Annotated in this window: 16 protein-coding genes; 10 read left to right on the plus strand and 6 right to left on the minus strand. The window is 65.7% G+C overall.

Going from position 1 to position 19782, the window contains the following annotated elements; all coding sequences use genetic code 11:
• The first annotated feature begins 220 nt into the window (after positions 1 to 220).
• On the plus strand, positions 221 to 2713 hold the full coding sequence (locus CDO44_RS06340; protein WP_087779471.1) for a penicillin acylase family protein: 2493 nt from the start codon (positions 221 to 223) through the stop codon (positions 2711 to 2713).
• A gap of 10 nt (positions 2714 to 2723) precedes the next feature.
• A complete protein-coding gene (locus CDO44_RS06345; RefSeq protein WP_087779472.1) occupies positions 2724 to 3056 on the plus strand; it encodes a hypothetical protein in 333 nt (110 codons plus the stop codon).
• 21 nt (positions 3057 to 3077) lie between these two features.
• Here the strand turns inward: CDO44_RS06345 and CDO44_RS06350 are convergent, their stop codons facing one another.
• The 4 genes from CDO44_RS06350 to CDO44_RS06365 are packed head-to-tail and all read right to left on the minus strand — an operon-like array spanning position 3078 to position 6267.
• The gene (locus CDO44_RS06350; RefSeq protein WP_087779473.1) at positions 3078 to 3572 is read right to left on the minus strand and encodes a dihydrofolate reductase; all 495 of its coding nucleotides are present in this window, start codon (positions 3570 to 3572) and stop codon (positions 3078 to 3080) included.
• Positions 3573 to 3602: 30 nt separating this feature from the next.
• Positions 3603 to 4553, minus strand: coding sequence for a PDR/VanB family oxidoreductase (locus tag CDO44_RS06355; RefSeq protein ID WP_087779474.1), 951 nt, complete (start codon positions 4551 to 4553; stop codon positions 3603 to 3605).
• A gap of 20 nt (positions 4554 to 4573) precedes the next feature.
• Positions 4574 to 5746 (minus strand): Gfo/Idh/MocA family protein, encoded by a 1173-nt coding sequence (locus CDO44_RS06360; protein WP_233146062.1) that lies wholly within the window; start codon positions 5744 to 5746, stop codon positions 4574 to 4576.
• A gap of 2 nt (positions 5747 to 5748) precedes the next feature.
• Positions 5749 to 6267, minus strand: coding sequence for a MarR family winged helix-turn-helix transcriptional regulator (locus CDO44_RS06365; RefSeq protein WP_087779476.1), 519 nt, complete (start codon positions 6265 to 6267; stop codon positions 5749 to 5751).
• A gap of 285 nt (positions 6268 to 6552) precedes the next feature.
• Between CDO44_RS06365 and CDO44_RS06370 the strand changes: the two genes are divergently transcribed.
• The 6 genes from CDO44_RS06370 to CDO44_RS06395 all read left to right on the plus strand — a co-directional run bounded on the left by CDO44_RS06370 (position 6553) and on the right by CDO44_RS06395 (position 13434).
• On the plus strand, positions 6553 to 7800 hold the full coding sequence (locus tag CDO44_RS06370) for an aromatic ring-hydroxylating dioxygenase subunit alpha (RefSeq protein WP_087779477.1): 1248 nt from the start codon (positions 6553 to 6555) through the stop codon (positions 7798 to 7800).
• Between the two features lie 11 nt (positions 7801 to 7811).
• The gene (locus CDO44_RS06375; protein WP_087779478.1) at positions 7812 to 8504 is read left to right on the plus strand and encodes a class II aldolase/adducin family protein; all 693 of its coding nucleotides are present in this window, start codon (positions 7812 to 7814) and stop codon (positions 8502 to 8504) included.
• A gap of 78 nt (positions 8505 to 8582) precedes the next feature.
• Positions 8583 to 10331, plus strand: coding sequence for an iron ABC transporter permease (locus CDO44_RS06380; RefSeq protein ID WP_087779479.1), 1749 nt, complete (start codon positions 8583 to 8585; stop codon positions 10329 to 10331).
• Positions 10332 to 10371: 40 nt separating this feature from the next.
• Entirely contained in the window at positions 10372 to 11490 is a 1119-nt protein-coding gene (locus tag CDO44_RS06385) for an ABC transporter ATP-binding protein (protein ID WP_087779480.1), read from the plus strand.
• A gap of 40 nt (positions 11491 to 11530) precedes the next feature.
• On the plus strand, positions 11531 to 12583 hold the full coding sequence (locus CDO44_RS06390) for an ABC transporter substrate-binding protein (protein ID WP_087779481.1): 1053 nt from the start codon (positions 11531 to 11533) through the stop codon (positions 12581 to 12583).
• Positions 12584 to 12765: 182 nt separating this feature from the next.
• The gene (locus CDO44_RS06395; RefSeq protein ID WP_087779544.1) at positions 12766 to 13434 is read left to right on the plus strand and encodes a dienelactone hydrolase family protein; all 669 of its coding nucleotides are present in this window, start codon (positions 12766 to 12768) and stop codon (positions 13432 to 13434) included.
• 87 nt (positions 13435 to 13521) lie between these two features.
• On the opposite strand, the gene CDO44_RS06400 is transcribed toward CDO44_RS06395, so the two are convergent.
• Positions 13522 to 14493, minus strand: coding sequence for a thymidylate synthase (locus CDO44_RS06400; RefSeq protein ID WP_087779482.1), 972 nt, complete (start codon positions 14491 to 14493; stop codon positions 13522 to 13524).
• A gap of 152 nt (positions 14494 to 14645) precedes the next feature.
• Here CDO44_RS06400 and yccS point away from each other — a divergent pair, with 152 nt between their 5' ends.
• Complete coding sequence (yccS, locus tag CDO44_RS06405) at positions 14646 to 16823, plus strand: YccS family putative transporter (protein WP_087779483.1); 2178 nt, start codon at positions 14646 to 14648, stop codon at positions 16821 to 16823.
• A gap of 227 nt (positions 16824 to 17050) precedes the next feature.
• On the opposite strand, the gene CDO44_RS06410 is transcribed toward yccS, so the two are convergent.
• Positions 17051 to 18637 carry a gamma-glutamyltransferase family protein gene (locus tag CDO44_RS06410; RefSeq protein ID WP_087779484.1) on the minus strand — a complete coding sequence of 529 codons (1587 nt, stop codon included), beginning with the start codon at positions 18635 to 18637 and terminating at the stop codon, positions 17051 to 17053.
• A gap of 151 nt (positions 18638 to 18788) precedes the next feature.
• Here CDO44_RS06410 and CDO44_RS06415 point away from each other — a divergent pair, with 151 nt between their 5' ends.
• Positions 18789 to 19757, plus strand: coding sequence for a tripartite tricarboxylate transporter substrate binding protein (locus CDO44_RS06415; RefSeq protein ID WP_087779545.1), 969 nt, complete (start codon positions 18789 to 18791; stop codon positions 19755 to 19757).
• Positions 19758 to 19782 lie beyond the last annotated feature (25 nt).

The raw sequence follows: 19782 nt of genomic DNA on the forward strand, positions 1-19782 counted from the left end.
GGGGCACGGGTGTGCCGACGGCAGCCGATTCGTTTGCGGAGAGGAGGGCTTGGGCGAATGACGTAGCGCCGCCGGTGCATCGAGGCGCGGCGGTGCCCGCAATGACAGATGTGTGTCGCGACGAAAAATGCCCCCGCGCCAGGCCCTTCGGGCCGGCGCCGCTCCCCGGGGGGCGTTTTTGCCTTGGGGCGGCCCGGCGACAAAAAAATCGGAGACAACCATGAACTGGTACAGACGAGTCCGGTGGTCGGCCATGGCCGCCACTGCGTTGCTGCTTGTTGCCTGTGGCGGGGGAGGCGACGACGGATCGCCAGGAGGACCAGGAGGCCCCGGAGGGCCGGGCGCGCAGGTGCCTGGGGTCAAGGAAGCGGTCGAGATCGTCCGGGACCGCAACGGTGTCTCCCACATATTCGCGCAGAACGAGCGCGATCTGTTTTTCGCACAGGGCTATAACGCCGCCCGCGACCGCCTGTGGCAACTGGACCAGTGGCGCCGCCGCGGCGAAGGCAAGATGGCCGAGCAGTTCGGCCCGCGCTTCGTGCAGGCCGACCGCGCCGCGCGCCAGTTCCTGTTCCGCGGCGACCTGAACGCCGAATTCGCCAGCTACCATCCGAAGGGCAGGGAAATCCTGACGGCGTTCGCCGACGGCATCAATGCCTATATCGACGAGGTGAAGGCCAATCCCGACAAGCTGCCGATCGAATTCCGGCTGACCGGTACCGAGCCGGGACGCTGGTCGCCCACTTCGTCGCTGATCCGCATCTACGGCATCACGCGCAACGTCAGCACCGAGATCTCGATGGCGCGGCGCATCGCGGCGGTGGGCCTGCCCACGACCCAGGAACTGACCGAGCAGGAGCCGCCGGAGGCGCTGCAGGTGCCCGCGGGCCTGGAGCTGTCGACGCTGACCCCCGCCATCCTCGCGGATTACCAGCTGGCGCGCAACGGCCTGTCGTTCGAGGCCGGCGATTTCCCGCGCAGCCCGTTGTCGGGGCCCGAGCGGGATCGACTGGCCGCGGCCCTGTCGGCCAGCAACGGCACGGCGGCGCGCGAGCCCGAAGAATTGCTGGCGCTGCAGCACGAGAGCAACAACTGGACCGTCTCGGGCAGTCGGACCGCGTCCGGCAAACCCATCCTGGCGGGCGATCCGCACCGGGCGATCAGCATGCCCTCGCTGCGCTACATGGTGCACTTGCACGCGCCGGGCTGGAACGTGATCGGCGCCGGCGAGCCGGCATTGCCGGGAGTCTCGATGGGCCACAATGAACGCATCGCGTTCGGCCTGACGATCTTCGCCTTTGGCGACGAGGAAGACCTCTACGTCTACGAGACCAATTCCGCCAATCCAGACCAGTACCGCTACAACGGGGGCTGGGAAACGATGAAGCGGGTCGAGGAGACGGTGTCCGTGCGCGGACAGGCCGACCAGAAGGTCACCCTCAAGTTCACCCGGCATGGGCCGGTCGTGTACGAAGACATTGCGGGCCGCAAGGCCTACGCAGTGCGCGCGGCCTACCTGGAGTTCCCGGGCACGGCGGCTTACCTGGCCAGCTTGCGGCTGAACCAGGCCAGCAACTGGGCCGAGTTCACGGCAGGCATGGCGAGCCATTTCACGCCGGGCGAGAACATGGTGTATGCCGACGTGGACGGCAACATCGGATGGTTCGGCGGTGCGCTCGTACCCATCCGTCCCAATGCCGACTGGTCCGGACTGCTGCCGGTGCCGGGCGACGGCCGCTACGAGTGGGCAGGCCACCTGTCCGGCACTTTGCTGCCGCGTGTACTGAACCCGAGCGACGGCTTTTTCGCGACCGCCAATCAGTTCAACGTGCCGCGCGACTATACCTACCGGGAACTGAGCAACACCGTGGGATGGGCCGAGCCGTATCGCTACGACCGCATCGTCGAGGTGCTCAAGGCCTCGAACCAGCACACGGTGCAGGACTCGGCCAAGCTGCAAATCGATCAGTTGTCGATCCCGGCGCGTACGCTGGTGCCGATGCTCGCCGGCCTGAGCTCGGCCGATCCGGACGTCGCGGAAGCCTTGCAACGCCTGCGCGCCTGGGACTACGTGGCGACCGTCGATTCGGTGGCGGCCTCCATCTTCGAAGTCTGGCTGCCCAAGGTCACGGCGCAGGTGACCAGCCTGGTGGTGCCGCCCGCCGGACGTTCGGTGTTCGGCTCGCTGTCCAAGCCCGTGGTGTTCGCGCGCCTGGCCGCGCCGGACGCGGTATTCGGCGCCGATCCGGTGGCCGGGCGCGACAAGCTGCTGCTGGATACGCTGAAAGCGGCGATGACCGATCTGAAGACGAAGGCGGGCAACGACGTATCGGCCTGGAAGTGGGGATCGCTGCACCATATCCAGTTCGAGCACGAACTGGCGGAATTCCTCGCGCCGGGCCTGGCCGGGCAACTGGCGACGCAGCGTTTCCCGGTCGGCGGCACCGGCGATACCGTGCATCGCGCGTCCTACCGGAGTTCCGATTTCCGGGTGACCAGCGGGGCCTCGTACCGGCAGGTCATCGACCTGGGCGATTGGGACAAGTCGCTGGCCATCAACGTCCCCGGGCAATCGGCCGACCCTGACAGTCCGTACTACGACAACCTGCTGGAGGCCTGGGCCAAGGGCGATTATTTCCCGATGGCCTTTACCCGCGGCGCGATCGACAGCATCAAGGCCGACACCTGGACGCTGCGTCCTGCGGCGCGTTGAGGGGGGGGCGATGCGCAAGGGGATTCTCGTCTCGGCGGCAGTCGCGCTCGGGGTGCTGCTGGCGGCCGGCGCCATGGCCGCCAGCCGGGTGACGTTGCTGGTGCTCAACGTCCCCGACAGGCAGGCGACGCTGCTGGTCAAGCGCAGCCCGGCGCTCGGCATGGGCTGGCTGGAGTCGGAGACCACGCTGTGCCGGCGCCAGCAGCCCGGTTCGCCGCTGCACTCGGTCATGCTGCCGCCCGCCTTCTGCCCGTTGGCCTTGGCCACCAGCCCGGAGACGCGCGGAGAAAGCCTGCTATTGAGATTGCCCTACATGGGGTGGCTGCATCGGATGGCGGAATGATGCCCGCCGCGCGTGCGCGGGTCAGTTTCCGCGCACGCGCTGGTAGCTGACGAAGTCGTACGCCAGCCCGTCCTCGGGCGGCTGCGGCTCGCGGGCCGTCTCGCGCCACTGGCCCGCAGGCAGCGGCGGGAAATACGCATCGCCCGGCACGTCCGCATGGACTTCCGTGGCGATGATACGGTCGGCCCGCTCCAGGGCCGCCGCGTAGATCTGCGCGCCGCCGATGACGTATATCTGCTCGGCTTGCCCCGCGGCAGCCAGGGCTTCGTCCAGGGTATGCACCACCGTCGCGCCGGCCGCCGCATAGGCGGGATCGCGGGTGACGACGATGTTCTGCCTGCCCGGCAGTGGCCGGCCCAGAGATTCCCAGGTCTTTCGACCCATGACGATGGGGTGGCCGAGCGTGGTGCGCTTGAAGTGGGCGAGATCGCCGCGCAGGCGCCAGGGCAGGGCATTGTCGCGCCCGATGACGCGGTTGCTGGCGTAGGCGACGATGAGGATGAGCGGGGCGGGCATGGCAAGAGGACGTCGATCGAAGCCTGCAGTTTACAGGTCTAGCACGAGCTCGGGGCCCTGCGCACGCGAGACACAGATGATCACATCCCGCTCCTGCTCGTCCTCGTCCAGGATGAAATCGCGATGTTCAGCCTGTCCGGCCAGCACTCGCGTGCGACAAGCCCCGCAGGTGCCGCTCTCGCATGAGCTGGGTGCGTCAATCCCGGCTTCGCGCAGTGCCGCCAGCATGGTGATGCCTGGGCGGACTTCGACGGTCAGGCCGCTGCGGGCGAGGCGGACGGTATACGGCCGGTCGCTTTCATGGGTGGGTTGCGCGCTGCCGAAATCCTCGAAGTGCAAGGTGCCGGCAGGCCAGTGCGACGCGGCTGTGCGTACGGCCTGCATCAGCCGGCGAGAGCCGCAGCAGTACAGGTGTTCGTCCTGCCCGCGTTCGGCAAGGAGGGCTGCGAGATCGAAGGCGCGCCGAGGGTCGCCGTAGGTATGGTGCAGCACGGTGTGGGCAGCCATGGGGGACCGAGTGCAGTCATCCAGGAAAGCGGTCTGTCCGGGAGCGCGCGTCAGGTAGACCAGGCGGAACGGATGGCCGGCCGCCTGCAGATGGCGTGCCATCGAGAGCAGGGGCGTGATGCCTATGCCGCCGGCGATCAGCAGGCTGCGGCGGGCCGCGGTGGCCAACGGGAAGTAGTTCTGGGGCGCGGAGATGGACAACCAGTCCCCTTCCCGCGTCTGGTCCGTCAGGCTGAGCGATCCGCCCTGGCCGCGCGGCTCGCGCTTGACGGCGATGGCATAGTGCGAGCGCTCGAACGGGGCGTTGCTCAGCGAGTAGCGGCGCACCTGGCCCGCTGGGGTCTGGACGGCGATATGCGAGCCGGCGTCGAAGGCGGGCAGTTCGCCGTTTTCACGCCGCAGTTCGAACAGCCAGGTGTCCTGCGCGATCGATTGCTTGCGCGCGATGCGGACCCGCAGGGGAAGTGTTTCCATGGACGGTCTCCTGGCCGCGCCTAGCGTGCGATGCCGGCGGGCGCGGCGATCTGGTGTTTAAGGAAGATCTCCCGCCGTGTCGCCGAGGATTCCAGGGCGGCGGCGCAGGTTTCGAGATTGGCCAGCCCCCAGCGGCCGTCGTGAAGGGGGGGCGCGATTCCGCGGATGGCGTCGTGGAACTCGGCCACGGCCAAGTCGCGCGGCGACAGGTCGTTGCGCAGGACGATCTCTCGCCGTTGGCCCTCGGCGTAGATATACAGGCCCTGGGGCGATTGCCGGATGTCGCCGCGTTCGCAGTGCACGACTGTCAGGCCGAAAAAAGGCTGATTGGGCGCGGCTGCGGGAATGGCCCCTCGCGCCCGTTCGCGCTTGGCGCGCAGCACGCCCTCGGGCGACACCTGCGGCGCGTTGCGGCGTGCGGGCATTCCGGCGGGATGGCCCCATTCGCCGATGCCGAAGCAGAGTTCGGCGCTGGGCATGCCGGCGTAGCCGTTATAGATGGCGGTGGCAACCGGTCCGTCCTCGAAGTCGAGGTAGATGGCATGAGCGCCCGTGACGGGCCGTGCCGGGTCGGCATCGAAGGCACGGGCGCGCACACTGCGCACCCGCCCCCCGCACAGGAGCCTCAGCACGTCGACCTGGTGGGCCCCCTGGCGATAGGTCACGCCGCCGCCCTGGGCATCGTCCAGTTCCTCGGGGCGTCGCGGCCGGTAGACCCAGTCGGTGAAACACCAGGTATTGGCCATCAGCACGTTGCCCATCTCTCCGCCCGCGATGAGCTTGCGCATTTCGCGTATGGGCAGGTCGTAGCTGTGCGAGTGGCCCACCATCAGCACGACCCGCGCCGCGTCGGCCGCGGCGATCATGGCCCGTGCCTGGTCGATCCGGACGGACATGGGTTTTTCCACCAGCACGTGCTTGCCGGCCTCCGCAGCCAGCGCCACGTGGGCAGGGTGCAGGTCGGTGGGCGTGGCGATGTAGAGCGCGTCGAGCCCCGGGTGCCGCAGCAATTCCTCGAGGCTGGCGTAGCCCGCCACGCCATGCTCGGCGGCCATCTCTGCGAGAACCTCGGTGGACGGATCGGCCACGGCGACCCAGTGCATTCCTGGATGGGACTGCAGCGCAGCAATGAAGGCGCGGCCGGCCGCGCCCATGCCCGCTATGCCTATGCGTACAGGCTCTCGCGCGCTCATGCTCATTCCTGGGGGGTATCGGGCAGCTGTGACGCGGCGGCAGCAGCCGCTTCGGACACCGCCAGGTTCTCCATGATCGCCAGCAGGGTGCGGCGAGTGGCCGCGATGTCGTCGGCGGGAATGCCCGCCAGCGCGATGCGGTTGACTTCCTCTGCCGCTGGCACCAGGAGGTTGCGCAGCGCGGTTCCCTTGGGGGTCAGAAAAACACGGATCTGCTTGCGATTCGGCGGGATCTTGCGGCGCGTTACATAGCCCAGTTGCTCCATGGCCTGTACCGCGGAGAACGTGGTCGGCTCCATGACGCCCGCCTGTTCGCTGAGCTGACGCTGGGTGAGCCCATCGGTCTGCCAGAGGATGCGCAGGAAGGTCCAGTGCCCGTAAAGCACCGAGTGCTGGCGCAGCCGCACTTGAAGGGCCCGAGAGAGGCTCTTGTAGGCGTCCTTGACCATGTGCGCCACGCGCTCGTTGGCAATGGTGTGCCGCCATGTTTCCGGGGAATGGGAAGCATCGTTCTTTTCCATGTGTCGAATGATAACTTAGGTAGCTAAGACTTTAAAGACGGAATTGATGTGAAATAGGGGTTTACCATGTGTTTTTTATCTAGTCACGTTTCTGTGTTTATAAAAAAATTATTAAAAAACAAATAGTTATTTCGTATTCTGAGGCGCTTTAGACGATTGGTAGGTGTCTATTCATCTCTCGTTGACGACTTAGGTACCAAATAATATTATGAAAAAAAGATGCGGCAGGGACGCATCGGAAATCATGGCCCGGCTTCTGAGCGGGCAGGCAAACGGAGAAGAGACATGCTTACTGCCGAGCAAAACGAGCAGTTGACCCGGGTCGGTCCGGGCACACCCATGGGCAGGCTCATGCGCTGCTATTGGCATCCCATCGCGGCGCGGTCGGAATTGGACGGCCGCTGGACCAAGCGCGTACGCCTGTTGGGCGAGGACCTCGTCCTGTTCAAGGATCGCAAGGGCCGCTTCGGCCTGATCCACGAACAATGTCCGCACCGCCGGGCATCCTTTGCGCACGGCATCCCGACCGAGAACGGCATACGTTGTCCCTATCATGGCTGGGAGTTCGACAGCCGGGGCGCCTGTCTGAGCCAGCCCAATGAGATCGACAACCCCGCCTTCCGCGAGAAAGTGGCCACCCCCGCCTATCCCGTCGATGAGCAGGGCGGGCTGCTGTGGGCCTACATGGGCCCACCCGAGAAACGCCCACTGCTGCCGCGCATCGACGGCTTCGTGGCCGAGGGCACCATCCGCATGATGGGCCGGGCGCTGCTGCCGGTGAATTGGCTGCAAGTGATGGAAAACTCGCTGGATCCCATCCATACAGAGTGGCTGCACGGCCACCATTACGAGTTTCTGAAGGAGCAGGAAGGAGTGAAGGTGGCGATCAGCACGCGCCACGAGAAGATCGCCTTCAAGGAGTTCGAGTTCGGCATCACCAAGCATCGTCTGCTGGAAGGACATTCCGAGGATTCCGACGATTGGCGCATCGGCCATCCCATCGTCTTTCCCAACATGCTGGCGGTAGGGAACGGCGACGAGCGCACGCGCTATTACTCCTTTCAGATCCGCGTGCCGGTGGACGACCACCATACCATGCACCTCTGGTACAACGCCTACGTCCCCCCGCCCGAGGCGCGCGACCGGGTTCCGGCGCATTTGTACGACAAGGTCCACACCTATGAGGTGCCCTTCAAGGACCAGAGCGGTGAATTCATCGTCGATAACATCGACGGGCAGGACATGATGGCCTGGATCACCCAGGGTTCCATCGCCGATCGCACCCGTGAGAACCTGGGCGCGTCCGATCAGGGCATCGCCATGTACCGCCGCGTGCTGCGCCGCGAGCTGAAAAAAGTGGAGGCGGGAGAAGACCCCATGGGTATCCTGCGCGATCCCGCACGCAATCGGCGGATCGACCTGCCCAATGAGCGCAAGAAACACCACAACAGCGACGGTTTTGCCAACTTCATGCTGCGGACCCACGCCAAGTACTCCCCGATTGCGCCGGAACTGGCCCAGATCTTCGACTGAAAGGACACGCCATGACACTGGAGGAAACCAAGAGCAAGCTGATCGACGCGGGCAAGATCCTGGAGGCCAACGGCATGGGCGATCTTACGCGCGGACATGTGTCGGTGCGCGTGCCGGGCGATGCCTCGCTGTTTCTGATGAAACCACACAGCCATGGCTTTGACGAGATCACTTCTGAAAACATCGTGGTCTGCAATCTGGATGGAGAAAAGGTGGGCGGCGAAGGGCGCCGCCACAGCGAGGTGTTCATCCATTCCGAGATCTACAAGGCGCGCGAGGACGTCAACAGTGTCATCCATGCGCACCCCACGCACGCCGTTGCGCTGTCGGCCACGGGTCAGCCGGTGTTGCCCATCAGTCAGCCGGGCGCCACTTTCGCCGACGGCGTGCCGTACTTCACGGAAACCATGGACTTGATCCGCGACCGGGAGATGGGGGCGGGCGTGGCCCGAGCACTGGGCCGCCACAAGGCGACGCTGATGCGCAATCACGGCGTGGCAGTTGTGGGGGCGACCATCGAAGAGAGCGTAATCCTGACGCTGCTGCTGGAAAATGCCTGCCAGATCCAGTTGCTGGCACAGTCGGCGACGGGAATCGGAGATTCTTTCCACGACGGGTCGGTCGAACGCCTGCAGCGAAACGTCACGCGGCCGGAGCAATACGCCATCAATTTCGAGTATCTACGCCGCAAGCTGTACCGATAAGATCGCCGGCCGCCAGTTGCGGCAGGCTTCATCGCCTCGGAGCGGCACGGTGACAAGAAAACAGGCAGGAGACAAACTATGGAAGCAGTCGAACCCATGAGGGCCATCCAGCCCTCAGACCGGCTGCCGCTCTGGCGGCGCATCGATTCGAAGTGGCTCATCATCGGCGCCTGTACGCTGCTGGTTGCGTATCTGGCGCTGATGCCGCTGTGCTTTCTGATCTGGCAGAGTTTCTATACGCCGGAGGTGGCCGGGCGCGCGGCCGAATTCACTTTCGACAACTATGTCCGGACGTATACCAGTCCGGAAACCCTTGGGCTGCTGGCCAACTCGTTGAAGTTCGCGGTGGGAAGTTCACTGTTCGCTTTCGTGGTCGGCGCGGCGCTGGCCTGGGTCAATGAACGTACCAATACGCCATTCAAGTCGCTGTTCTTCGCGCTGTCCATCGTCCCCCTCATCATCCCCGGCGTCTTGTTCGTGGTGGCCTGGGGCATGCTCGGCAGCCCCAAGACCGGCATTCTGAACGTCATGCTGCAGGACTTGCTGGGCACCGACGCGGTGTTCTTCGACGTCTACTCGATGTGGGGAATGATCTGGGTCGAGGGGCTGCAATACTCGCCCATGGCATTCCTGTTCATGACCGCGGCGTTCCGCGCGATGGATCCCTCGCTGGAAGAGTCGGCATTGATGAGCGGCGCGAGCATGTTCCAGGTCGCCCGGCGGGTCACGTTCCGCCTGGCGCGCCCCGCCATCTTCGCCACGCTGCTGGTGTTGTTCGTCCGCACGCTGGAGTCGTTCGAGGTGCCGGCTCTATTGGGGCTGCCTGTCGGCATTCAGGTTCTTACTTCGTCCATCTATCAGGCCATCCACCAGTATCCGAGCCAGATAGGGCTGGCCTCCACCTATGCGGTGGCGCTGTTGGTCATCACCACCGGCGGCATCTATTTGCAGTCGCGCATCACGGCCCAATCGGGAAGGTACGCGACGGTGACGGGCAAGGGCTTTCGCCCTCGCGTCATGGACCTCGGGCGCTGGCGCTATGCCACGGCGGCGATGTTCATCGCCTATTTCACGTTGATCGTGGTGCTGCCTTTCCTCGTCCTGCTGTGGGCCTCGCTGCAGCGTTTCTATTCCGCGCCGTCCTGGGCCGCCATGAGCGACCTCACACTGGACGCGTACCGTACGGTATTCGAGTACCCCAGCCTGCGCGAATCGGTGGTCAACAGCGTGCTGCTGGCCGTGGGGAGCGCCACGCTGATCATGTTCGTTTCCTCGGTGATCTGCTGGATCGTGGTCAAGACCCGTCTGCCGGGCCGCTGGCTGCTGGACAATCTCGCGTCGCTGCCCATGGTGTTCCCGGGCCTGGTGCTGGGCCTGGCCATCATGGTGTTCTATCTGGGCTTCGACATCGGCATCTACGGTTCGCTGTGGATCCTGTTCATCGCCTACGTGACGCGCTTCCTGCCCTACGGACTCCGCTACAGCACCACATCCATGCTGCAGATCCACAAGGAACTGGAGGAGTCTGCGCAAATGAGCGGCGCTTCGTGGTGGATGATGTTCCGCCGCGTGGTGCTGCCCCTGCTCAAGCCGGGACTGCTGGCGGGCTGGCTGTACGTGGTGATTGTCTCGGTGCGCGAGCTGTCCTCGTCCATCCTGTTGTACAGCTCCGACACGCGGGTCATCTCGATCGCGATCTGGGAGCTTTGGGAGAACGGCCAGTACGTGGAGCTATCCGCGTTCGGGGTGATGTTCATCGTCGCCTTGTTCCTGCTGGTAATGGCAGCCCAACTGGCCGGCAAGCGCTTCGGCGTCAAGGAAATCTAGATCAACCGGGGCCCGCGACCGCCGCGGGCAGGAGACCGCAATGCTGAGAGTGAGCAATCTTTATACCGAGTATCCCGGCGACAAAGGTCAGGTCGTCAAGGCGACCTTCGACATCAGTTTCGAGGTGCCCCGGGGCAAGCTGTTCACGCTACTGGGGCCGAGCGGCTGCGGCAAGACCACCACCCTGCGCTCGATAGCCGGCCTGGAGCGGCCCAGCGCCGGCGAAATCGCGGTGGACGGAGTGGTGGTCTTCAGCGGCGAGAAAGGAATATTCGTGCCGCCCAATCGGCGCAATTTCGGCATGGTCTTCCAGTCGTACGCGATCTGGCCCCATATGAACGTCTTTCAGAACGCCGCGTTTCCGCTGGAAAGCGGCGTTCGGCGCCATGGCAGGAAGGAAGTCGAGGAAAAAGTGATGCGCGTGCTGACGGCGGTCGGCCTGGAGGAATTTGCCGATCGCCCGGCCACGAAGATGTCGGGCGGCCAGCAGCAGCGGCTGGCCCTGGCCCGCGCGCTGGTGATGGAGCCCAAGTTGCTGCTGCTGGACGAGCCCCTGTCCAATCTCGACGCCAAGCTGCGCCAGAAGATGCGCTTCGAGCTCAAGCGCATGCAGCGCGAACTGGACCTGACCACCATCTACGTCACGCACGATCAGAGCGAGGCGCTGGCTTTGTCGCACGAGATCGCGGTCATGAACGCAGGGCGGATCGTCCAGGTCGGCAGTCCGCGCGACATCTACGAGAGGCCCCGCGACAGTTTCGTGGCCGATTTCGTCGGCGTCAGCAACTTCCTCAGGGCCACGGTCCTGGAACCGGATCCGGCGGGCGGGTATCAGGTGCAGTCCGAGATCGGCCGGCTGCGCGTGAGCGCCTGCGATCCGCTGGTGCGGGGCCAGGAGGTGCTGCTGTCCGTCCGGCCCGAGGAAGTCGAACTGAGCGCACATCCCGTCGAAGCCGAGAACGTCATCCCGGGCAAGGTCGATGCCAAGGTTTTCCTGGGCGAGTCCACCGACTACCAGATCCGCGCCGGTGGGCGCGAAGTCCTGGCGCGAGCCCATCCGTCATTCAACGTGCTGGCAGGTACTCAGATCTACCTGCGCATCAGGCCCGAGAAGTGCATCACCATCGTGGACCGCCAGGCATACAAACAGGCGGCGTAGCCGCGGACTGCATATCGTCCGAAACCGAGGAGACACAGCAATGAGGAAGACTTGGCTCTGCCTGGCGGCTGCTTTGACCGCCGTGGGCATCGTCACCGCAGCGGGCGCACAGCCCGTGCCGCAGATCTTGTCGAATGTGGCGACCCTGTCCGCCGCCGAGCGCGAGAGGGTGCTGCTGGAGGGAGCAAAGAAGGAAGGCAGCCTGACCATCTACGAGTCCATGGCAGCCGACGACATGCAGATGCTGGCCGATGCCTTCAGCAAGAAGTACGGCATCAAGACAAAGGTCTGGAGGGCCGGTTCGGAAGCGGTGCTGCAGAAGGTGGTGACCGAATCGCGCGCCAACCGCTTCGAGGCGGACGTGGTCGAGAACAACGCGCCGGAAATGGAGGCGCTGCATCGGGAGAAACTGCTGCAGCCCGTTACCTCGCCGATGCAGGCCGAGCTCATTCCCGAGGCCGTGCCCGCACATAAGGAATGGGTGGGAACCGCTATTGACCTGTTCGTGCAAGCCTACAATACCCAGCGCGTCAAGAAGGAGGATCTGCCGACGTCCTACCGCGACCTGCTGGATCCGAAGTGGAAGGGCCGGCTGGGTATCGAGGCGGAAGACCATCATTGGTTCGCGACGTTGGTCGACCAGCTCGGCACGGAGGAAGGCACCAGGCTATTCAAGGAAATCGTTGCGACCAACGGTATCTCGGTCCGCAAGGGACATTCTCTGCTGACCAACCTGACGGCTTCCGGAGAGGTGCCGTTGAGCCTGACCAACTATGTCAATCGTCCGGCCCAGATCAAGCAGAAAGGCGCTCCCATCGAAGCGTTCCTGATCCAACCCGCGATCGGACAGTTCCGTGGGCTCGGGGTGACCAGGAATAGTCCGCATCCGCACGCCGCCCTGTTGTTCTATGACTTCATGCTGAGCGATGGGCAGCGCGTGATGCGGGACAGGCACTACGTCGTGAGCGCCACTACGGTCGATTCGCCGTACAAGAACGTGAAAATCGTCTTCATGGACCCCGGCAGGGTATTGGACAAGACCCAGGAATGGATCAAATTCTATGACGAGGTGGTCGTGCGCCGCGGCAAATAAGCGCTCCGCCCATTCGTTCAGCACAGGTGCGGCGGGCGTGAGTATTACCTGGTGAGACAACGGGCTGCCAGCCGGGGGTGAATTCTGATACAACTCTGGGTTGGCGTGCGCGCAAGCGCACCTAGGGCACGAGGCGCTTAATGCTCGGGCAGGTAAAGAACTCATCCATCGACAAGGAAATCATGGGAACGAAGATCGAATTGACCGCCTCCGATGGCGTCACCATTTCCGCTTACCGTGCTGACCCCGCCGGCAAGCCGCGCGGCGGCCTGGTCGTATGCCAGGAAATCTTCGGGGTCAACGTCCACATCCGCAGCGTTTGCGACCGCTATGCCCAGGAAGGCTACCTGGCGATCGCGCCCGGGTTCTTCGACCGCGTCCAGCCGGACGTGGAACTGGGCTACGAGCCCGAGGACATCGCGAAGGGACGCGAACTCATGCAGAAGGTCTCCATCGACAATGCCCTGAAAGACGTCGCGGCTGCCGCGGCCGTCGCCAGCGAGGCGGGCAAGGTGGGCATCGTCGGATACTGCTGGGGCGGCACCGTGGCGTGGGCCGCGGCGGGAAGCCTGGACGGCCTGTCGGCCGCCGTTCCCTATTACGGCGGCGGCATCGCCGGCATGGCCGACAAGAAGCCCCGCATTCCGATCATGGCGCACTTCGGCGAGAAGGACCACGCCATTCCGATGAGCGACGTCGAGAAGATCCGTGCGGCGCAGCCTGACGTCATCGTCCACACGTATCCGGCCGGCCACGGCTTCAACTGCGACATGCGGGGATCGTACGACAAGCCCAGCGCCGACCTGGCGCTCTCGCGCACGCTGGAGTTCCTGCGCCAGCACGTGGGCTGATGTCGGGGATATTGCTAGCCGGGCGGAACGCCCGGCATGGCTAGCTGCCATCGTGAACGGGAGCCGCGCTTGCCGCGGCTCCTTTTTTTACACCGCCATCGGCGCCGTCAGCGGCGCGTGATGCTCGTAACCCACCAGCGAGAAATCTCCCGGCTCGACCCGCTCCAGCCACTCGGGCTCGTATTTGCCCGTCACGGCATAGTCGGGAATCCGGTCCGACAGCGCCAGCCGCGGCGCCGGGAAGGGTTCGCGCGTCAATTGCTCGCGCAGCATGGGCAGGTGATTCTCGTAGATGTGGGCATCGCCGATGAAATAGCTGAACCAGCGAGGCTTGTAGCCGGTCAGCCTGCCCACCAGGTGCAGCAGCGCGGCGCCCTCGGTCAGGTTGAACGGCGTGCCCAGGCCCACGTCGTTCGACCGTATGTACAGGCACAGCGAGATTTCGCGCGTCGAGGCGTTGGGCAGGAACTGGTAGAGCAGGTGGCAGGGCGGCAGGGCCATTTCCTCGATCTGCGCCCAGTTCCAGCCGTGGAAGAGAATGCGGCGGTCGCCGGGGTTGTGATGGATCGTGTCCAGGCATTGACGCAATTGATCGACCGCCTTGTAGAGCAGCACCTTGCGCACGCCGCCCTCGTCGAACTCGGATACCCGGGCGTAGCCCCGTTCCAGCGCGTCGCTCAGTTGTTCTGCGCGCGAGGCCTCCAGGACCTTGTAGGCTGGCCACCGGCGCCACTGCACGCCGTACACCGGGCCCAGGTCATCCTCGCCTTCGCGATAGGGATTGGCCAGCCACTGCGCGTTCTCGTTGGCGTTCTGGTCCCAGACCTTGCAGCCGAGCGCACGGAACTCGGCGGCGCTGCGCGAGCCGCGCAGGAAACCCACCAGTTCGCCGATGGCGGACTTGAACGCCAGTTTCTTGGTGGTGACGGCCGGGAAGCCTTCCTGCAGGTCGAAGCGCAGGGCGGCGCCAGGCATGCTGAGAGTGCGTATGCCCGTCCGGTTGACCTGCCACGAACCGGTGTCGAGGATGGCTTGAACGAGGTCGAGGTATTGTTTCATGGGCCTGGGCTGGGAAGTGCGTCGGCGCCTGGGAAGCGCGGCGCCGCCTGACTGGATTATCGCACGGCGGAGCGGTCCGCCGCCGTGCGCCCGGTGCGCTGGCACGAGTCCTGCATGCGATAGTTACGGTTGCTCGTTCCTTGCCGTCTTCCATGGGTTTCGCTTCCTTGCTCAATACGCTTCGCCGCCTGTGGGCGCACGACACTTTCGTCTACAGCTTGCGGGTATTCATCGCGCTGGCCAGCGTCATGGGGCTGTGCTGGGGGCAGGGCCGCATGGACCTGGTCATTCCCGCGTTCCTGGGCGTCATCGCCTGCGCCCTGGCCGAAACCGACGACAACTGGCGCGGCCGGCTGCTGGCCCAGCTGGTCACGCTCGCGTGCTTTGCGGTCGCGGCCATCGCCGTGAAAGCGCTGTTCCCCTATCCATGGCTGTTCCTGGCGGGAATGGCGCTCTCCACGTTCTGCCTGACGATGCTGGGCGCCATCGGCGAGCGTTACCGCGCCATGGGCTACGCCACGCTGATACTGGCCATCTACACCACCATAGGCGTGGAGCAGAGCCGCGGCGGCGGCTTCTGGCGCGAACCGGCGCTGCTGATGGCCGGCGCGGCCTGGTACGGCGCGCTGTCGGTGCTGTGGTCGGCATTGTTCGCGCATCAGCCGGTGCAGCAGCGGCTGGCCGGCCTGTACGCGGTCCTGGGCGATTACCTGGTCCTGAAGGCAGCGCTTTTCGAGCCGGTGCGCGGCATCGACGTGGAGGCACGCCGCCTGGAGCTGGCGCAGCTCAACAGCAAGGTGGTGGCGGCGCTGAACGCGGCCAAGGAGAGCATTTTCAGCCGCCTCGGGCGTAGCCGCCCGGGCCGCAAGACCGCGCGGTACCTGCGGCTCTATTTCATCGCCCAGGACGTGCACGAGCGCGCCAGTTCCTCGCATTATCCCTACAACGACCTGGCCGACGCGTTTTTCCACAGCGACATCATGTTCCGCTGCCAGCGCTTGCTGAGCCTGCAGGGGCACGCATGCCGGCGCCTGGCGCGCGCCATCCGGATGCGGCAGCCCTTCGACGCCGGCGACGAGACGCGGCAGGCCAGGGCCGACCTGGATGCCTCGCTCGATTACCTGCGCCGCCAGAACCGGCCCGAGTGGGCACGGCTGCTGCGGTCGGTGGGGGCGCTGTCGGCCAATCTAGCCGAGCTGGACCGGCGGCTGGGCAGCGCCAGCAACCCCGACAAACTCGACGAGCAACAGCAGGACAACAGCCTTTTCGATCGTTCCCCCCAATCCCTCGGCGAAGCCGTCGACCGGGTCCGGCTGCAATTGACGCCCGGCGCGCCGGTGTTCCGCTACGCGGTGCGGTTGACGCTGGCGATGGCGGCGGGCTACGGCATGCTGCATCTGGTCCATCCCGAGCAAGGGTATTGGATCGTGCTGACCACGCTCTTCGTTTGCGCGCCCAGTTATGGCGCCACCCGTACCCGCCTGGTGCAGCGGGTGCTGGGCACGGTGCTCGGCCTGGCGCTGGGGTGGGTGCTGTTCAAGCTCTTTTCCAGCCTGCTGGTGCAGGCCTTGTTCGCGGTGGCGGCGGGGGTGGTGTTCTTCGCTACCCGTTCGAGCCGGTACATGGTGGGCACGGCCGCGATCACGGTGCTGGTGTTGCTGTGCTTCAACCAGATCGGCAATGGCTACGATCTGTTCGTGCCGCGCCTGGTGGATACGCTGCTGGGAGCGCTGATCGCGGGCGTGGCCGTGCTGGTGGTGCTGCCGGATTGGCAAGGAAGGCGGCTGAACCAGGTGGCGGCCAATGCGCTGGCGGCCAACAGCCGCTATCTGCGGGAGATCATGATCCAGTACGAGATCGGCAAGCGCGACGACCTGGCCTATCGGCTGGCGCGCCGCAATGCACACAATGCGGATGCGGCGTTTTCAATGGCGATGTCGAACATGCTGGCCGAACCGGGGCATTTCCGGCGGGATGCGGAGACGGGGCTGCGGTTTCTGACGCTGTCGCACACGCTGCTGAATTATCTTTCGGGGCTGGGGGCCCATCGGGAGGGGCTGGCCGACCATGCGAGCGATGCGGAGATCGCCCGCATGACGAGGGGGGTGATCGATGCGCTCGACGGGATCGCCGCGGGACTGGCGAATCGGACGCCGCTGGCGGCGAGCAGCGCCGAGGAAGAAGCGCTGGCGCGGGCGCTGGAGCAGCGGCCCGATGACGATGCCGATGACGGGCATCGGCTGGTGCTGACTCAACTGGCCTTGATCGGCGGGCTGCTGGGACCGTTGCGGAAGGTGGCCAGCCGACTATGGGCCCCCCCTACGCGCTGACGCGCGCCCCCCAGGGGGCGATGCGGGTGGACCGGCGGAGCCGGATCCACCGCATCCTGGGTCTAGTACCGTTATCTTGGGGTGGGGCACCTTTGCTTCGCTGGCTGCCAGCGGTAGCAACGGTGCATAAACCAAGAAACTCGTACTAGACCCAGGGCGCCGCGGATCCGGCTTTGCTGGTCCGCCAGCGCCGCCCCCTGGGGCGCGCGCGTCAGCGCGTAGGGGGGTCAATACCCGACCGCCTGCCCGTCGCGCCGGGAGTCCGAGGCGGCGATGTAGCCTTCCTCGCTGCGGTAGATGAGCTGCGCGGTGCCGAAGTCCAGGCTTTGCGGTTCGGACACCTCGATCGCGTGGCCGAGGCCGCGCAGGCCTTCGACCACGGCAGCGGGAGTATGGGATTCCACGCGGACCATGCCCTCGTCGACACGGAAGCGCGGCGCATCGCTCATGGCCTGGGGGTTCTGGCCGTAGGCGCCGAGGCGCACCATCATCTGTACGTGGCCCTGGGCCTGCATGGAGCCGCCCATGACGCCGAAGGCCATGACGGGCTGGCCGTCGCGCGTGACGAAGCCGGGGATGATGGTGTGCAGCGGTTTCTTGGAGGGGCCGACGCAGTTGACGTGTCCGGGGCGCAGGTTGAAGCCTATGCCGCGGTTGTGCAGCGAGATGCCGGTTCCCGGCACGACCACGCCGGAACCGAAGCCCTGGAAGTTGGACTGGATGAACGACACCATGGTGCCGGCCTCGTCGGCCGCAGCCAGGTAAACGGTGCCGCCGAGCTTGGGCGTGCCGGCGGTCGGGGCGCAGGCGCGCGCGGGATCGATCAAGGCGGCGCGCTGGGCGAGGTAGGCGGGGTCCAGCAGGTCGGCCGGCGCCAGGCGCATGGTGGCGGGATCGGCGATGTGCTCGTGCAGGTCGGAGAACGCGAGTTTCATCGCCTCGATCATGGCGTGGTACATGGCGGGGCTGTCCAGGCCCATGCCTTCGAGGTCCAGGCGCTCAAGCATGCCGAGCGCGGCGAGGGCGGCGATGCCCTGGCCGCTGGGCGGGATCTCGTGCAAGGTATAGCCGCGGAACTGCTGGCTCAGCGGCTCGACCCACTGGGCCTCGTGGGCAGCGAGGTCGGCCAGCGTGAGGGTGCCGCCGGTCTGCCGGGCGAAGTCGACGATCTTCTGCGCCAGCGCGCCGCGGTAGAAGCTGTCGCCACGGGTCTGGGCGATGCTCTGCAGCGTGTCGGCCTGCTCGGGAAAGCGCCAGCGGTCGCCGGCCTGCGGGGTCTTGCCGTTGCGGAAGAAGGCCTCGGCGAAGCCCGGTTCGTTCGCAAGCTTCGGCGCCTGCCGGGCCCACAGCCGCGCGATCTGCGGGGTGACCTGGAAGCCCTGCCTGGCATACTCGAGCGCGGGCTGGAACAGGCGCTCGAACGGCAGCTTGCCGAAGCGCTCGGACAGCGCCCGCCAGCCGGCGACCTGGCCGGGCACGGTGACGGCGTCCCAGCCGGTGACGGGCATGGCGGTCTTGCCGCGGAAGTGATCCAGGGTCCAGGCGGCGGGCGAACGGCCGCTGGAACTGAGGCCGTGCAGGCGTCCCTCGTGCCAGACCAGGGCGAACATGTCGCCGCCGATGCCGTTCATGACCGGTTCGACGACCGTCAGCGCGATGGCGCAGGCCAGCGCCGCGTCGATGGCGTTGCCGCCTTCGTACAGCATGCGCAGGCCCGCCTGGGCGGCCAGCGGCTGGCTGGTAGTGACCGCGTTGGCGGCCAGGAGCGGCATTTTCTGCGAGGGGTAGGGGAATTTCCAGTCGAAGGGCAGCATGGCGGCAAATGGCAAGTCGTCCTGTTCACAGCATACCAAGCCGGGGGCCGAGGGCGTCTTTCCCTGCGTCCTCTACAATAGGCCGTTCGCTAGGCCGCGCCGGCGCGCCGTTCGCCGCGCCCTGGGAGGCGGCCTTCTCTTTGCCATCGCCATGATCAAACCTCTGTTGCATTTGTGTGCCGGCCTGCTGGCACTCGCCGGCACGGCCACCGCGGCCCAGACCTGGCCCGCCAAACCCGTGCGCATCATCGTCGCCTATCCGCCCGGGGGCGTGAGCGACATCGTCTCGCGCGCGCTGGCCGACAAGCTCGCCGGCCAGCTCGGCGTCTCCGTCATCGTCGAGAACAAGGCCGGCGCCGGCGGCACGCTGGGCATGGATGCCGTGGCCAAGGCCGCTCCCGACGGCTATACGATAGGTTTTTCTTCCATCAGTCCGCTGTCGCTGAACCCGCTGCTGGGCAAGGTCAACTACGATCCCTTCAAGGACATCGTGCCGGTCGTGAGCGTGATGTATTCGCCGGTGGTCCTGCTCGGCACGCCGGCGTTCACCGGCAAGAGCCTGGACGACGTCGTGGCGCAGGCCCGCAGCCATCCCGGCGCGCTGCGCTGGGGCACTTCCGGCCTGGCGACGGTGGGCCACATCACGCTCGAGCAGTTCAAGCGCGCCGCGGGCGTCGATATCACGCACATCCCCTACAAGGGCGGCGGCCAGCAGCAGAACGATGCGCTGGGCGGGCAGTTCGAGCTGCTCAGCACCAACCTCGGACCGGTGCTCAACGGGCACATCAAGGCCGGCAAACTTCGGCCGCTGGCCGTGGGCGCGCCGGCGCGCATCGATTTCCTGCCCGGGGTCCCGACTTTCGCCGAGGCCGGTTTTCCCAAGGCCAACATGATGTCGGTGTTCGGCATCTTCGCGCCGGCGGGCACGCCCGAGGCGGTGCGCAGCCGCCTGAACGAAGAGATCAACAAGGCGCTGGCTCAACCCGACATCAAGGCGCGCCTGGTGGGCAGCGACAACGTCCCCACCGGCGGCAGCGCGGCCGAATTCGCCGGCCTCATCCGCGCCGAATACGACAACAACCGCGACATCATCAAACAGGCCGGCATCAAGCTGGACTAGTCCACCTTTTCGTTTCCGTTCATCC

The organism is Pigmentiphaga sp. NML080357 (assembly GCF_002188465.1).
Lineage (GTDB): Bacteria > Pseudomonadota > Gammaproteobacteria > Burkholderiales > Burkholderiaceae_B > Pigmentiphaga.